Source organism: Rothia sp. HSID18067, from assembly GCF_003989445.1.
In the GTDB taxonomy this organism is placed as follows: domain Bacteria; phylum Actinomycetota; class Actinomycetes; order Actinomycetales; family Micrococcaceae; genus Rothia; species Rothia aeria.
This window is the reverse complement of record NZ_RBMF01000001.1, coordinates 153,419-169,522: the sequence shown is the minus strand read 5'-3', so window position 1 is coordinate 169,522 and position 16,104 is coordinate 153,419. Positions and strand designations below refer to the sequence as shown.

12 protein-coding genes are annotated in these 16,104 nt (G+C 59.2%); 8 read left to right on the top strand and 4 right to left on the bottom strand.

The features are described 5' to 3' along the window. The first annotated feature begins 146 nt into the window (after positions 1-146). The 4 genes from D8M23_RS00850 (at position 147) to D8M23_RS00835 (ending at position 4,990) form a co-directional block, all read left to right on the top strand. Positions 147-1,394 carry a glutamyl-tRNA reductase gene (locus D8M23_RS00850; RefSeq protein ID WP_126853125.1) on the top strand — a complete coding sequence of 416 codons (1,248 nt, stop codon included), beginning with the start codon at positions 147-149 and terminating at the stop codon, positions 1,392-1,394. Positions 1,395-1,590: 196 nt separating this feature from the next. Beyond that, the gene (locus tag D8M23_RS00845) at positions 1,591-1,818 is read left to right on the top strand and encodes a DUF3107 domain-containing protein (protein WP_006889145.1); all 228 of its coding nucleotides are present in this window, start codon (positions 1,591-1,593) and stop codon (positions 1,816-1,818) included. A gap of 345 nt (positions 1,819-2,163) precedes the next feature. Further along, positions 2,164-3,774, top strand: a complete 1,611-nt coding sequence (locus D8M23_RS00840; protein ID WP_126853123.1) for a DEAD/DEAH box helicase — start codon at positions 2,164-2,166, stop codon at positions 3,772-3,774. A 7-nt stretch (positions 3,775-3,781) separates the two neighbouring features. Then, entirely contained in the window at positions 3,782-4,990 is a 1,209-nt protein-coding gene (locus tag D8M23_RS00835) for a DNA-methyltransferase (protein ID WP_126853121.1), read from the top strand. Between the two features lie 195 nt (positions 4,991-5,185). On the opposite strand, the gene D8M23_RS00830 is transcribed toward D8M23_RS00835, so the two are convergent. From D8M23_RS00830 to D8M23_RS00820, 3 genes are all read right to left on the bottom strand, one after another. Further along, complete coding sequence (locus D8M23_RS00830; protein ID WP_126853119.1) at positions 5,186-8,281, bottom strand: type ISP restriction/modification enzyme; 3,096 nt, start codon at positions 8,279-8,281, stop codon at positions 5,186-5,188. Between the two features lie 49 nt (positions 8,282-8,330). Next, the gene (locus tag D8M23_RS00825; RefSeq protein ID WP_037288247.1) at positions 8,331-8,522 is read right to left on the bottom strand and encodes a hypothetical protein; all 192 of its coding nucleotides are present in this window, start codon (positions 8,520-8,522) and stop codon (positions 8,331-8,333) included. A 242-nt stretch (positions 8,523-8,764) separates the two neighbouring features. Then, positions 8,765-9,631, bottom strand: coding sequence for a PHP domain-containing protein (locus D8M23_RS00820; protein ID WP_126853118.1), 867 nt, complete (start codon positions 9,629-9,631; stop codon positions 8,765-8,767). A 108-nt stretch (positions 9,632-9,739) separates the two neighbouring features. On the opposite strand from D8M23_RS00820, the gene D8M23_RS00815 reads away from it, so the two are divergent. Then, positions 9,740-11,269: an aminopeptidase P family protein gene (locus D8M23_RS00815; RefSeq protein ID WP_126853116.1), complete on the top strand. Its 1,530-nt coding sequence runs from the start codon at positions 9,740-9,742 to the stop codon at positions 11,267-11,269. Positions 11,270-11,366: 97 nt separating this feature from the next. Here D8M23_RS00815 and D8M23_RS00810 read toward each other — a convergent pair whose 3' ends face one another. Continuing rightward, positions 11,367-12,284 (bottom strand): hypothetical protein, encoded by a 918-nt coding sequence (locus D8M23_RS00810; RefSeq protein ID WP_126853115.1) that lies wholly within the window; start codon positions 12,282-12,284, stop codon positions 11,367-11,369. 172 nt (positions 12,285-12,456) lie between these two features. Between D8M23_RS00810 and D8M23_RS00805 the strand changes: the two genes are divergently transcribed. The 3 genes from D8M23_RS00805 to D8M23_RS00795 all read left to right on the top strand — a co-directional run bounded on the left by D8M23_RS00805 (position 12,457) and on the right by D8M23_RS00795 (position 16,035). Then, a complete protein-coding gene (locus D8M23_RS00805) occupies positions 12,457-13,788 on the top strand; it encodes a magnesium transporter MgtE N-terminal domain-containing protein (RefSeq protein ID WP_006889208.1) in 1,332 nt (443 codons plus the stop codon). Beyond that, positions 13,781-14,563, top strand: a complete 783-nt coding sequence (locus D8M23_RS00800) for a DUF1003 domain-containing protein (protein ID WP_126853114.1) — start codon at positions 13,781-13,783, stop codon at positions 14,561-14,563. Before D8M23_RS00805 ends, D8M23_RS00800 begins: the two co-directional genes overlap by 8 nt. Before the next feature lie 254 nt (positions 14,564-14,817). Then, entirely contained in the window at positions 14,818-16,035 is a 1,218-nt protein-coding gene (locus tag D8M23_RS00795; RefSeq protein WP_126853112.1) for a P-loop NTPase, read from the top strand. Positions 16,036-16,104 lie beyond the last annotated feature (69 nt).

Genomic DNA, 16,104 nt, shown 5'->3' with positions numbered 1-16,104 from the left:
AAGAGCAGACTTCATGTTTTCCGCACCCCAATACACGCCGCCGAAACCCACACCAGGCAGTAAAAACCCACCCATTCTCACATTTGGTGACGGGCACCTCACAAGTTTTACACACTCGCCCACAAAGTGTTTATGATTAGTTCCTAGTGACTATTTACGCCTTCGTGGCCTCCCACCGGATAATCGACCTGACCACCGTCGCATTACTGAGCAACGGTGCCTCCAGTGTGCCCAAAACACTCACAAGCGACACCGCCGGTCAGCTGGGGGTTGAAGGGTCCGTGGTGCTGGCAACCTGCAACCGCCTCGAAGTGTACATAAAACTGGCAGTCCCCGAGCACCTGGCCCCCGTGAGCGAGCTGATATTCGCTCATATCGCCGCCCAAGCCGGACTCGCCCAAGAGATCGTCAGCAGCAGCTTTGAGGTGTACAGCGATCTCGAATCCGCCGAGCACCTTTTCACCGTGGCCTCGGGCCTGGAATCGGCGGTAGTTGGTGAACGAGAAATTGCCGGGCAGGTGCGGCGGGCGCTCGCCACCGCCCAGCAGGCTGGCCCCGTGCCGGGTGAGCTGGTGCAGCTCTTTGAGCACGCCGCACACACCGCCCGTCAGGTAGGCCAGCACACCACCATCGGGTCGCAGGGGCGTTCTATTGTGGCGGTCGCCCTTGATTTGGCCGATACTGTGGCTGAAAAAGACTGGGCTAACCGGCGGGCACTTATCTTCGGCACGGGTGCCTATGCGGGTGCCACCATTGCAGCCTTGCGGGAACGCGGATGCGAAGATATTTGGGTGAATTCCCGCTCAGGCCGTGCCCAGCAGTTTGCCGCCAAACGCGATGTGCACGCAGTGCCGCAAGGGCACTCATGGCAGGCAATGGCCGAGGCGGATGTGATTATCGGCTGTTCCGGCGGGGCCGCCCCGCTGCCGCCCTCCGACATTCCCCCCGGCCGGCACACCATCCTTGATTTGGCGCTCTCCCGCGATTTCGACCCCGCAGTGGCGGATCTGCCCGAGGTGGAGCTTATCACCCTAGAGTCGGTACGGATGGCCGCTCCCGAAGAAACTGAGGAGGCCGTCGAAACCGCCCAGCGTATTGTCGAATCGGAGATGCAGGCGTTTGCCGCCCGCCAGAAAACCCGCAATATTGATGCGGCTATTGTTGCTTTACGCGGGCACACCATGAGCGTACTCGACACCGAGCTTGAAAAGGTGCGCAACCAGTTTGGGTGCGGTGCCGCCGCCGAGCAGCTGGAACTGGCAATGCGCCGCATGGTCAAATCCCTGCTGCACACCCCCACCATCCGGGCCAAGCAGATGGCCGCCCAGGGGCGCACCGATGAGTACGTGGCCGGGCTGGAGGCGCTCTACGGTATTGAGGTCGAAGAAGACTAAACCGGCACGCCCCATACCACCGGGCACCAACCGTTAACGCGAGGTTTGCACGGGGCCAAACGCCCGCTTGAACGTGAGGGTAAAACCCGCTAAGCCCCCGGCGAATCGGTGATACCGCCCGCCCGAAGAGCGCCCCCGGCGGGTTACACTAATCATCAAGACAAAACGCCCCGCCGAGTGTTTTACAAGGAGCATCATGGAAATCAAAATCGGTATCCGCCACATTTCTCGCGAGATCAGCATCGACACCAATGAGACCGCCGAGAAGGTGCGCTCAAAGGTGACCGACGCTATTCATAACGGCACCACGCTTGAGATCACCGATGAGAAAGGCACCACAACCTTCGTACCCGGTGCGCAGATCGGCTATGTTGAGCTGGGCACCGAGGAGAAGCGTCACATCGGCTTCGGCTTCAGCGCCTAAACTCTGCCGCAGCACGCCCGCACCCGCCGGTTTCTGTTCCGTGCGGATGCGGGCTTTTGCACGCTTGCAATGAATATTTTTCCGCGCCATCACGGCGAATAAAGATGCGATTCGTCCTCAGACGGGTTAATATTTAAGGGTTAAGTGAATGCCCGGTCGTTAGACTACACAATTTCTTGTTCCTCCCCAGGATGGGGTTACGAATTTCCCGCGATCGGCTTCTACATCATGAGCGCCACGCACCGGCACACGCGAGCGTGTGAGCCGCATACGCCCCAACCGCGCACCGAAAAACGCGAGGGCCTGGCGCCGCCGAACACCCCCACGGGTAGGAAGAATCACTCAATGGCTGATAACGCAGCACAACAGAAAACCGAGACATTCGCCGACTACGGCGTACGACAGGACATTAGCGACGCACTGGCGGCGGTGGGCATCACCACCCCCTTCCCCATTCAGACAATGGCGCTGCCGGTGGCGCTGGCCGGGCACGATATTATCGCCCAGGCAAAAACCGGCACCGGCAAAACCCTGGGCTTTGGCCTGCCCACGATTCAGAGCGTCACCGGGCGAGACGACGAAGGCTGGGATGATTTGGAGTTCCCCGGCGCCCCGCAGGCACTCATTCTGGTACCCACCCGCGAACTGGCCATCCAGGTGGGTGAGGACCTTGCCATCGCCTCGAAACTGCGTAACGCCCGCGTGGCAACCCTGTACGGCGGTGTACCGTACGAGCCGCAGGTGAAGCTGCTCAAGAAAGGCCTGGAGGTTGTGGTCGGCACCCCGGGGCGCCTCATTGACCTGTACAACCAGGGTGCGCTGAACCTGAAACAGGTGAAGATTGTGGTGCTGGATGAGGCCGACGAGATGCTGGATTTGGGGTTCCTGCCCTCGGTCGAGAAAATCCTCAGCTACCTGCCCGCTCAGCGGCAGAGTATGCTGTTCTCGGCAACCATGCCCGGCCCGGTCATCTCAATGGCACGGCGCTACATGAATAAGCCGATGCGCATGAGCGCCGCCGACCCGGAAGACCAAGCCAAAACGAAGGCGTCAATCCGGCAGGTGGTGTACCGGGTGCACCATATGGATAAAGACGAAATGCTAGGCCGTATTCTGCGTGCTCAGGGGCGTGGGCGTACCGTCATTTTCACCAAGACCAAACGGGATGCGGCGCGGGTTGCCGATGAGCTGATTGCGCGCGGGTTCGCCGCCGCTCCCCTGCACGGCGACCTCAACCAGGGTGCGCGTGAGCAGGCACTGCGTGCCTTCCGCAACGGCAAAGTCGATATTCTGGTGGCAACCGACGTTGCCGCCCGCGGTATTGATGTGGAAGATGTGACCCATGTGATTAACCACCGTGTGCCTGAGGACGAGAAAACCTACCTGCACCGTACCGGGCGCACTGGGCGCGCTGGCAATGAGGGCACCGCCGTGACCTTCGTGGACTGGGAGGATATTTCCCGGTGGAAACTTATTAATGATGCCCTGGAGCTGGGGGTTCCTGACCCCGTAGAAACCTACTCGTCCTCGGAGCACCTGTTCTATGATTTGAACATCCCGGCCGGAACCAAGGGCCGCCTGCCGCGGTCCGAGCAGACGCTGGAGGGTCTGGACGCTGAGCGTCTGGAAGACTACGGGGACTCCCCGCGCGGGGCGCGCTCATCGTCGCGCGGCTCGGGTCGGGGTTCCCGGGGTCGGGGTGGTTCCGGCTCACGCGGGGCCGGGTCACGTTCACATGCTGCACGGGATGAGAAGCCCGGGCAGGATTCCGGTAAGAAACGTCAGCGCCGCCGCACCCGCCGTGTTGAGGGTGAAAGCGCACAGGACCGTGAGGGTAAACGCGCCGAACGGGAAAAGTCAGTGGAGTCTACCGGCAGCGGTAAACGCCGCCGCCGCAGGCGCCGCCAAGGCTCTAACGGGGCGGGCTCTGGTGCTCCTGCCGCAGGTGGGGAGTAAGCAGCGAGTGAGCGAAACAGTACCCACCGCAGCTACGGCTCAATCTGCGGGCGCTGCTGCACCTGCTTTCGACCCGAACGGTTCGTCGCTGGTGGTTCAGGCCGATAACCTGGCGTATCTGAGCGAGCTGCCGGATGCCTCATTCACCGTCATCTACATTGACCCGCCGTTTAACACCGGCAAAACGCAGACACGGCGCACCCTCAAAACCGCCCCCGCGCAGGAGGGCGGTGCCCGGGGTGACCGCACCGGGTTCCAAGGCAAAAGCTACACAAGCGCCCTGCAAACCCTCGCAAGCTACCATGATGCGTTCGAGGACTACTGGGCGTTTTTGGAGCCGCGCATTAAGCAGGCCCACCGTCTGCTCACCCAGGACGGCACCCTCTACCTGCACCTGGACTGGCGTGAGGTTCACTACGCCAAGGTCATGTGCGACATGATTTTTGGGCGCGACTGTTTTATGAACGAGCTGATCTGGGCCTACGATTACGGCGCAAAATCCACCAAACGCTGGCCCACGAAGCACGACAATATTCTGATGTACGTCAAAGATCCACAAAAGTACTATTTCAACGCGGACACGGTGGACCGTGAACCCTATATGGCGCCGGGATTGGTGACCGAGGAGAAAGCGGCGCGCGGTAAACTCCCCACCGACGTGTGGTGGCATACGATCGTCTCCCCCACCGGCAAGGAAAAAACCGGCTACCCCACGCAGAAACCGGTGGGGCTGCTGAAGCGGATGATCGCCGCCTCCTCACGCCCGGGCGACTGGGTGCTGGATTTCTTTGCCGGCTCCGGCACAACCGGGGCCGCAGCCGTTGAGCTGGAACGTAAGTTCGTGTGCGTGGATCAGAACCCGCCCGCGATTGAGGTCATGGCGAAACGCCTGAACGTGGAGGAGCACTCATTTGCCGCGTACCGGGGTGTGCCGCGCGGGGCGGCGGTGCTGTTCACACCGCAGCGCAGTGTGGGCGTGCGCGGGGGAACCTCGCGGGACGCGCTCACGGCGGCCTCACGGCGCGCACTGGCGGCGCAGAGCCGTAAAGTACAGGAAAGTGTTGAGCCTGTGCCGGGCGCATCAAGCGTGTTTGTGCGGCATCATTCCACGGACGCGGTGGATAAAGACCTGCGAATTCGCGGCCGGGACGTGCTACGCCGTGAAAGACGCCGCCAGCAGCTCGCTAAAGAACGGGCGCAGACAGCAAAAAAGTAGCCTCCCGCAGTTCCATAACGCGCAGAAAACAGCATAATTAGCCTATTCAGAAGGGTTTTGTGCCTTCAGAAGTTAGAAAGTCTTCTGAAGGCACAAACCCTTCTACACAGACCGCATTATTAGCCCTATCCGCAGGAGCCAGGGACACTAGCGGCTAATCTGGGCGCGGATCGCCTCCACGGTTTCGCGGCTGGGCTATCCCTCAGATATGAATTCTTCACGCGGGATAAGGTCGCCCGCAAGGATATCGGCAAGTAGTTTTTCCTGCGCTGGTTCCAAATGCACCAGGTGGGTGAGGACGCACAGAAGTTCCTTGAATTCTGTAGTCCATTCACTCGGCCAGCTCTGTTGCACGATATCGTCAAGAGGTGAACTCTTACGACCGATAGGTTTCTTCAAGCGGTACTTAGCCCAAAGACCGATGGTCTGCTGACCTCCCACCGTGTAATCGAAAACCGCTTTTTCGATGTTGCTCCACCGGCTGGCACCAAAAGCTATTTCACCGTGAATGTCATCTTCACCCAGTGTAAAGGTGGGTTTCCTCTCGGGCATAGCCCCACCCATACTCTTTTCGTACACAGGCATGGAATACAGTCCGTCAGTCGGTTTATCGGTGACCCGAGTCATACCTGGAAGAGGTTCACCGCGTTCACCGTAGGTATGTAGCCACACCACATACTTACCCAGCTGTACCGCGCGAGACCATAGTTCTGTATCTGAGGTGAGCGGCACGCGAATGCCTGCCTGTTGCAGTTCGGTATCGAAGGTACGCACATATTCAGGATGTCCGGTTACCCCTGCCAGGTAGTACACCAGCTCTGCGGGGGCGTGTTCACCAAAGTTTTCAGTGAGTAAGCGTTCTGCTGCGCTCGTGAGGTTAGGCTTGCTAGCGGTATTCAAGGCAGGATGTACTCGGCCTCCGCGATTATTGAAAGCATTCATATCGGGTATAAGGGCACTAAAATATAGCCCTGGTCCTTCTTGAGGATTCCGTGCATGTTGCTCCACAATAAAGATTTGATCCGGCACACGATGCTCCCACAGACGTGGTGAAGGCATATGGATCATCCGGGAGTCAGCTATAAGGTACTGCCTACCAAATGATCTATAACCTACTGAAACTATATCTGGAACTGTGGGAAATGGGTCGCGAATAATTTGTTCATTTAAGCTTTCTTGGCTTCCCTGATATGTGTCATGTCCTGGAAGCGATTTCTTCCCCACTGTTATTCCAGTGTCTCGTGTCTCCTTAAACCTTTCAGCGCGTATATCTAAATCATTACCTTCAACCAGCTCATGCCAGCGTTCTTGCAGAACCGACTCTGACGGCGCATAAACCCAGGTTTTATTCGGCTTCACGCCGGGGAATCGGCTGGCATAAAAATCAGGAAGTTCAGGATAGCTATCCCAATCTCCCACAGTTATTGGCATAAATTTATCGCTCCAGCCCGAGCGCACATCAGCAAATTCAGGAGAGCGCAGATCTAGTTTCGCTAGTGCCTCCATTTTCTGTTCGAAGGTACCGTGCAAAGCAATATATTTTAGGCCAGCCGGAGTATTTTCGTCAGTATCCGACTCTCGCACAAAAAGCGCGATAGTCACCGGAGTTTCAATCGCAAAGACAGCATTCTTCTGCGGAGGGCGTTTACCTTCCGGGGTCACGTTGATAATCCACCCACGGCTAGATTTACGACGGATATATTCGCGCATACCCGAGAAGCCGGGACCGCTGAGATAGCCATCAGCAGTAATGAAGCAGACTACTCCCGCACGGTTGAGGGTATCCTCGAAATCACGCCGTGAATTCTCAAAAACCTTCCAGAATGCCCAACGCCAAAAATAGACATAAAGGTTCTTCAGAACATACTCATATTTCCCCATTCCTGCGGCGCGAAAATCATCTAATAGCGGTTTTTCGGATAAACCGCCATCTTCAACCCATCCGCCTTTTCCTTCCGCTTTATCTTTATACGGCGGATTACCAATACACACTTGAATAGGTACTTCACGTTTCACCCTATTCGCACGATTCGATTGATCAGCCAGCAGGCGCAGAGTATTCCCAGTCATCGGACGATTGCGCGCCGTTGGGTTACCCAATGTATTCGTGACATAAAGGTTCAGCCCCTCCTCAGGCAGTTCACCTCCCAGGTCACGCAAAGTTTCTGAGATACGAAGCTCTGCTACCGAGAAAGGTCCAGATTGCAGCTCAAAACCATAGAGGTTCTTGGCTAAACGGGTTAGGGCATCCGAGCGGTCGCCGGGGTCAAGGTTCTCGTCATGAGCGACTGCACGCAAAACAGCCAAGGGATAGGTTCCGGTACCCATCGCTGGGTCGATCACTGAGACCCCTTTATCGGCAAACCCGTGAGATTTATTAAGATACTGGCGTAATGCCTGATCGGTGAGTCGAACCATTTGATCGACAACTTCGACTGGGGTGTAGTAACTGCCAGTTTTCTTGCGCTGCTCCGGGTCATAGATACTCAAAAAGTGCTCATATAGATGCAGATAAACATCTGCTTTACCGCCCGAAATGTGTTTCCACGAGGTTACCGAAAGCACTCGTACAATAATTGCAAGTACATTGTGTAAGGCGCTGTCTTCATCAAGATGGTCTGTGAGCAGATTTAGTGCATTACCCAGCAATCCATGATTGGACTTTAGCCTGTTCGCCATATAGTGCAGAGTATTAATGTCGAGTTCTAAGCCTTCCGAAATAGCTACAACAAGTGCAAAGACCACAGTCTGCGCGAAACTATCGGCGAATTCCTCATCAGTAGCACCTGGAGATAAAGTCTCACGCCAATCGGTGCGTAGTCCGATGAGTGAAGGCGGTACGGGTTCATCGTACCCTTGGTCTTTTGCCCTCTTTTTAGCGGCTTCATGGACTTTCTTCTGCGCGGTTAAACCCAACAGAATCTCTTCCCGTAGCAAGACGGCTAAAGGTGCCAGGGTTTTCACTAGTTTATCCGCGCTAGTGATGGGGTTAGGCTCCCAGAATAAAAAGCTTTGTAAAATACCCTGTAATGATGGGGTCGCGGTAAACGGTCCCTTATGTTTTACAAAATCGGAAGTGTGAATATAGGCGATTTCGCTCTCATGACCGCTAGTCGTGACCGGTACCAACGCACCATACCGGTAGAGTCTCCACTCACGACCATTGGTGTAGAGCAGGTTTGGCAGGTTCTTAAGTTTCTGCCACTGTTTATATTCATGACTCTTCTTAGTAAAAGTTGCTGGGTCAATGCTCTTTGAGGGAGCCTTCAGCTCAACATGACCAACAAGCAACCCATTAACCTTGACGCCAAAGTCTGGGCGGACGGTACCAGATTTTTTGTTACCCCCCCCCCGCGACCGTAATAGAGGTTTCGCGGACGAGAGTAACGCTGAGATTGTGCAAATCGCCGAAGCCTTTAAGGAAGTGAGAAACCGGGGTGGTCAGCTGGGCCTCAGGCTCGCCTTCGTTTCCCTCTAGATTTTTCTTCACATCCTTGCCGAATTCGACCACCAAATTGTCGAAATCCAACACGTTACTTACTTTCAGTATGGGGTTGTGATGCGCTTAACCTATTGCCGGTGAAAGAACGCGCACGTTCCAGTGTACAGGGTAAACGCCACTAACGTCTTATGACGCAAGCACTGAGTTTTCCACTCGGTTACTAAATCTATATAGAAGGGTTTTGTGCCTTCAGAAGTTAGAAAGTCTTCTGAAGGCACAAAACCCTTCTATACAGACCGCATTATTAGCCCTATCCGCAGGAGCCAGGGACACTAGCGGCTGATCTGGGCGCGGATCGCCTCCACGGTTTCGCGGGAGGTGGTGTACTCCCCCAACTGGTTCGGTTTGCCCGCACCGTGGTAGTCGCTGGAACCGGTCACCAGCAGCTCACGCTCACGCGCAAATTCCAGCAGGCGCGCACGGTTCGGCTCGGAGTTTTCGCGGTGGTACACCTCCACCCCGGACAGGCCCGCTTCGACCATCTTCCCCAGGTATTCCAGCGGCAGCGCTGGCCCGCGTTCCTCACTCATGGGGTGGGCCACCACCGGCACGCCACCGGCGGCGCGCACCAGCCGGATAGCCTCCAGCGGGTCCATTGACTGCTGGTGCACATGGTACGGGCCGTTCACATGCAGGATATTGTCGAACGCGTCGGCGCGGTTCTCGGCGGCACCCACGGCAACCAGCGCATCGGCAAGATGCGGGCGCCCAAACACGGTGTTCTCACCGTCACTCGACTGGGCGAGCACATCGTCCCAGGTCAGCGGGTAGTCAGCGGCGAGCCGGTCCGCCATCCGGCGGGCGCGGCTGAGCCTATCATCCAGCAGGCGTTTCATCTCATCCCGCAGCTGCGGGTAGTCGGGGTCGTACCCGTACCCCAGCAGGTGCACGCTCTTAGTGCGCTCATGCCCCTGCTCATCCCGGTAGCTGTAGCGGCACGAGAACTCGCCGCCGGGCAGAAAATCCAGCCCGTACTCCCCCGCCAGCTCGGCGGCCTGCGGCCACCCACGTGCGGTGTCATGGTCGGTCAAGGCGAATCCGGCAAGCCCAGCATCTCTAATCAGAGGAACCAGTTCGGTCAGCGGCTGGGTACCATCAGAAATATTGGAGTGAATATGCAGGTCGTAACGTTCAGTCATACCCTAACTGTACCGCACCACAGCGCCCCACCAGTATCAGTGGCACACGGCCTTTTCGGGTTTCGCCCCACCCTAAAATACGCTCCACGCGTGGGATAGAATACAACTATGACTGAAAATACGAAGAAGAGCACAGAAGCTCCAGAAACAGATCACCGCGATACCCCCAAAGCATCAGCTTTTCAGGAGTTCATCGCATCAAACTGGGAGCCAGCAGCCGATGATGGTTATACCCGCGAGCGCGTTGCTGATTTTGCGGCGCAGCGCCGTAAGAAGATTTCCCAGAAGTTCCCGGGTGAGCGTCTGGTTCTGCCTGCGGGGCCGCTGAAGGTTCGCTCGAACGATTGCGATTACCGTTTCCGCCCGCATTCGGCGTTTGCGCACCAGACCGGGCTGGGTGTTGATCATGAGGCTGACGCCGTGCTGGTTTTTGAACCCGTGGAGGAGGGCACCGGCGATAACGGCTCGAACCATGAGGTGACCCTGTATTTCCGTCCGCTGGCTGGCCGTGACACCACGCAGTTTTATGCAGATGCGCGCTACGGCGAGTTCTGGGTTGGTCCGCGCCCCACGCTTAAGGAGTTTTCGGAGCGTTACGGTGTGCGAACGAAGGACCTTTCGGAGCTTGAAGTTGCGATTACGAAGAACGCCGGGGCCCAGGATTTGGGTGGGGTGCGTATCCGGCTGGTGCGTGAGGTTGATCCTTCTATTGATGCGCTGGTTGATACTTCCCGGTACAACACGGGCGTTGCGTTGGAAGAGTCCGATAAGCTCGATTCCGAGCTGACGGTGGCGCTCTCTGAGGCCCGCCTGATTAAGGACGAGATCGAGGTTGAGAACCTGCAGCGTTCGGTTGATATGACGGTGAAGGGCTTCGAGGAGGTCGTGCGTGAGCTTCCGAAGGCGGTGGCGCATCATCGTGGTGAGCGCGTGGTGGAGACCGCGTTTTTCTCGGTGGCACGTACCGACGGCAACGACCTGGGCTATGACACGATTGCAGCCTGCGGGAATAACGCGACGATTCTGCACTGGATTCGCAATAACGGCACCGTGGATGAGGGCAAGCTGCTGCTGCTGGATGCCGGTGTTGAGGACGATACCCTATACACCGCCGATGTAACCCGCACGTTCCCGGTGAACGGCAAGTTCACCGAGGTTCAGGCGAAGGTCTATAACGCGGTGCTGGATGCTGCGGATGCGGCGTTCAAGGTCGCTGTGCCGGGCCGTAAGTTCCACGAGATTCACGATGCCGCGATGGAGGTGCTGGCTCACCGTCTGGAGGAGTGGGGGCTGCTGCCCGTTTCGGCTGAGGTTTCTTTGACGGTTGAGGGTGGTCAGCATCGCCGGTGGATGCCGCACGGCACCAGCCACCATTTGGGTTTGGATGTGCACGACTGCGCGCAGGCGAAGGCGGAGCTGTACACCGGCGCAACCCTGGAGCCGGGCATGGTCTTCACGATTGAGCCCGCACTGTATTTCAAGGATGAGGACTTGTCTGTTCCCAAGGAGTACCGCGGCATCGGTATCCGCTTGGAAGATGACGTGCTGTGCACCGAGGACGGCAATGTGAACCTCTCGGCGGCGCTGCCCCGCACGGTTGAAGAGATTGAGGCATGGATGGCGAAGCTCGCCCGGTAGTCTCTTACTTTCACAGACGAAAGTCCCCGCAGCCAGTACTGTCCTGGCTGCGGGGACTTTTTCGTTGTGTCAGATGCCTCTGTGGCGTTAGAAGTTATTAGTCTTCTTTAACTCCCTTAGGCTTGGGGGTCTCACGAGCTGGGGCCTGCCGGATGGTTTTGGCGTATTCCTCCGGGTCGTCAATGCGCAGACCGAACCGCTGTGCCGCCGGCTGGGCGGGGGCCCGTTCGCCGCCTTGGGGTTCGGTACCGCTCTCTGCCGCAGGGGCGGGAGTGGCGGTGGCGTCCGTTGCGGCTGCCCGCCCCGCATCCTGCGAGGCGGCCCGCCCGTAGCCGCTGAGGGCACCGGTGGTGTTTTTAGCAGGCTCAGACTCGGTGCCCGCTGCGGTGCCTGCCGTCGTACCGGCCGGGGCGGAGGGGTTACTGCCGGTACGCGGTGCGGCTGTGCCTGTTGTGCCCGGCTGCTGCGTTGCGTTCCCGCCGCCGTATGCCGCCCCGTGTACTGAGCGCATCGCTTGGGCAAAACCGGGGGTGTCGCGCAGGATCATGCGTGCCTGCCCGGCGTACTCGCTCAGCGCATACATGGTGGTGCGTTCGGGGATTGCTTCCCCGCGCATTGGGTAGCGGCTATTGCCGCCGCGGCGGATACTCACCAGGGTCCACACCATAAAAATGGCGACGCTCAGCGGCACCGTTGAGGCGGCGCGCCCCAAAAAATCAGACCCGTCACCAATGGTCAAAGCCGCACACCCCAGCCCGGCGATAATCCCCCACATGAGGGAGGAGAGCAGCATCCGCCCGTAGCTGCGCTGCAGCGGGTACTCCACCTGTTTCACGCCCTCATTCACCAGGTACAGGGCGGTCACCGGGAACCCGGCGGCGCTGAGCACGTCAAAAGCGGCGAGCGCGTCGTCACGTCGGGTGAACGCTGCGAGCGCCTCGCCGTTGGGAAGCGGCTGGCCGCTGGCTTGTGCGAGGCGGGAGGCAAGGTACGAGGAGGGCGGGGTCTGAGTCATACCCCTATCTTACCGGGGTGGATGGGCCCGCCGCAGGGTGGGTGCGCCATCGGCTGAACCGGTTTTTGAGGTCGCACGGGCGGGCCGGTGTGCTCACGCACCGGGTTACGCCCACAGCCAGCGGACCCTTATATAAAGTGCGCATTCTCTTTTTCGGGCGTACCCTAGAGAGGTGAGCAATACTAAGTCCAGCGCCCCCAGCAAAATCTATATTGCGCGCCTGCTCGGCCTTGACGTGTTCGACCCGTTCGGTGACCGCCTGGGCAGGTTGCGTGATGTTGTGGTGCTCAAACGCGGTTTTGGTGCCGCCATGGCGGCAGGCTCACGCCCCACGAAAGGCAACGAGCCGGTGGTGGTGGGCATCATTATTGAGGTGCTGGGCAAAAAACGTGTGTTCATGCCTATGACCCGGGTGCGCAGCATTGAGGCGTCTCAGATTATTTCGACGGGTCTGGTGAACCTGCGCCGTTTTGAGCAGCGTAATTCTGAGGTGCTGGTGGTTGGGGAGCTCTTTGACCGCCGGGTGCGGCTGCTTGACGGCAGCGGGGATGCCGTGATTGAGGATGTGGCCATTGAGCAGCGCCGTAACGGCGACTGGGGCATTACGGAGCTGTTTGTCTCGCGCACCGTAAAATCCAGCAGCGGCTGGCGGCGCCGGTCTAAGGAGACGCTGGTGGTGGACTGGGACGAGACGATCCTGTCCACCGACCTTGAGCCGCAGGAGGCGACCACGTTCGTCGCCAACCACGAGAATGCCCGCGCCGCCGACCTTGCGGATGCCATCCACGAGATGAGCGATAAGCGCATGCTTGAGATTGCGCACGAGCTGCAGGATGAGCGGCTGGCGGATGTGCTGCAGGAGCTGCCGGAAGAGGACCAGGTGCAGATCCTCTCGCATCTTGACGATGAGCGTGCCGCGCAGGTGCTTGAAGAGATGGAACCGGATGACGCCGCCGACTTGCTGATTGAGCTGCCGGATGCCCAGCGTGAGAAGCTGCTGGAGCTCATGGAGCCCGACGAGGCGGAAGATGTGCGCCGACTGCTTGAGTACGATGAGGGTACCGCCGGTTCGCTCATGAACCCGGTGCCGATTATTCTCTCCCCCGAGTCGACGGTGGCGGAGGCGCTGGCGCATATTCGGGCTGAGGAGATCCCCCCGGCGATGGCTGCGGCGGTGCTGGTGGCGCGTCCTCCGCTGGAAACCCCCACGGGCAGGTACCTGGGGATGGTGCACATGCAGCAGCTGCTGCGGGTGCCGCCGAGCGAGTCGATTGGGCGCATCCTGGACACTGACACTGAGCCGGTCTCTGACCAGGCCAGCCTTGAGGAATTGGCGCGCGTGCTGGCAACCTACGATTTGACCATTATCCCCATTGTGAACGAATCACACCGGCTGGTGGGGGCGGTGACGATCGACGACGTACTCGATGCGCTGCTGCCTGAGGACTGGCGAACCTTCGACGATGGGACTCCTGTACGAAAGGTAGGACGCCGATTTGTCTGAGCAGAACCACCTGCGTACCGAAGAAAACCCGCGCATTGATAAGGCGCGCATCCTGAAGGATCGGCTGGAGAAAAAATACTCCGAAAGGTATGCCGAGGGCGGCCAAAGCGGGCGGGAGAAGACACGTTCGCGTGCCGAGTCGCAGCTGAGCACACCTGCTGAGCGTAAGGTGCGGCGGTTCACCTACAGCCCGAACCCGGATGCGTTCGGGCGTATGACCGAGGGGTTTGCCCGGTACATGGGCACACCCCAGTTTCTGCTGTGGATGACTGTTTTCTGTGGCGTGTGGCTGGGGTGGAACACGCTCGCCCCCGAAGAGCTGCAGTTTGACCCGCGAAGCCTCAACTTTACCCTGCTCACCCTAATGCTCTCCCTGCAGGCATCCTACGCCGCTCCCCTGCTGCTGCTGGCGCAGAACCGGCAGGATGACCGTGACCGTGTGGTCGCCTCCGAGGACCGTAAACGTGACCAGCAGAACCTTGAGGAGACACAGTATTTGACGCGTGAGATCGCCTCGCTGCGTATTGCCCTGCGTGAGGTTGCCACCCGCGACTTTGTGCGCAGTGAGCTGCGGGATATTTTGGAAGAGCTGAAATCTATTCAGGAAGAGCAGGAACGCCAGGCTGAGCAGCTGCACGATATTGGCGAGGAATACGAGGACGAAGACACCCACGAGGACGGCGCGCAGCAGGGCTCCGAGAGCAGCGAAAGCGCCGCGGCGGGCGGGGCGGCAGCCAGTGCGGCGGATAAGAAAGAGCGCCGGGACGTTAGCTAGCTCCTAGCCCGGTGCCTGCTGCCGGGCGCATGATGAGAAAGGCAGGGGTCATTCCGGCGGGGCTGTGTTTCTTCTAGGGTGCGTATGGCTGTGAGTGCTGGTCAGCGCCCGCGTTACCGCCGCAGCCCCATGCCCCGAGCAAACCATCTCCGTATCCCGCAATCCCGCATAACCCCAAGACCCGCCCCCGTAAACCCATGACTCTATGAACGCGTATATCACACCGTATGCTTTGTCGCGGAAAGGATGAACGAATGAGCGAGCACAACCCCCAGGGGACCAACGCGAACGTTCCAGCCTCCAATAGTCCGCTGGCGGATGCGCTCTGGGCGGCCCTGGGCACCGTTGAAGACCCAGAGCTGCGCCGCCCCATCACGGAGCTGGGGATGGTTGAACGCGCCCAGGCCGTTAGCGAGGACGACGGCGGGTATGTGGCGGATGTGAAAATTCTGCTCACCATTGAGGGGTGCCCCCTGAAAACCACGATCGAGCAGGATGTGCGCAAGGCCGCCAGCACCGTTAAAGGCATCACCCGGGTTCAGGTTGAGGTGGGTGCCATGAACGCCGATCAGCGCAGCGCGCTCAAATCGCAGCTCAAACCTGAGCGCACCAACCCGTTCACTGCCCCCGGGTCGCTCACCCGCGTGTTTGCCGTGGTCTCCGGCAAGGGCGGGGTGGGTAAGTCGTCAATGACCGCTAACCTGGCGGCGGCGTTCGCCTCGCGTGGGCTGGCCGTGGGTATTATTGACGCGGATGTGCACGGTTTCTCCATCCCCGGACTCATGGGCGTTCACGAGGCACCCACCCGCCTGGATGACCTGATTATTCCACCCGCCGTGGATGCACCCCGGGAGCACGGACAGGTGCGCGGCGGCTCGCCGGGCGGGTTCGTCAAGGTGATTTCCATCGGTATGTTCCTCAAGGGTAACCAGCCGGTGGCGTGGCGCGGGCCGATGCTGCACCGGGCGTTGGAGCAGTTCATCCTTGACGTGCATTTTGGGGCGCTCGATATTCTGCTGCTTGATTTGCCTCCGGGTACGGGAGATATTGCGATCTCAATGTCGCAGCTGCTGCCCAACGCCGAGCTGGTGCTGGTCTCCACCCCGCAGCACGCGGCGGTTGATGTTGCCGAGCGCGCCGGCACCCTGAGCCTGCAAACCCACCAGAAAGTCAGCGGCGTCATTGAGAATATGGCGGCAATGACCTTACCGGATGGTACAGTACTTGAAATGTTCGGCTCCGGCGGGGGCGCCCAGCTGGCCCAGCGCCTAAGCAGTGTGCTCAACTACCCGGTGCCGCTGCTGGGTTCGGTGCCGCTGGATGTGTCTCTGCGCACCGGCGGAGATGAGGGCACCCCCATTGTGTGGGGTGACCCCAACTCCCCCACATCCGCCGAGATTCAGGCCATTGCCGGTAAGCTGCTGCACCGCGACGAGTCGCTGGCGGGCAAACCGCTGCGGCTGAACGTCTAAGCAGACGCACCGGGGCCGCACGCGCGGGCGGGGCGGGGAATACGCTGTACTTCCCCGCCCCGCCCGGGA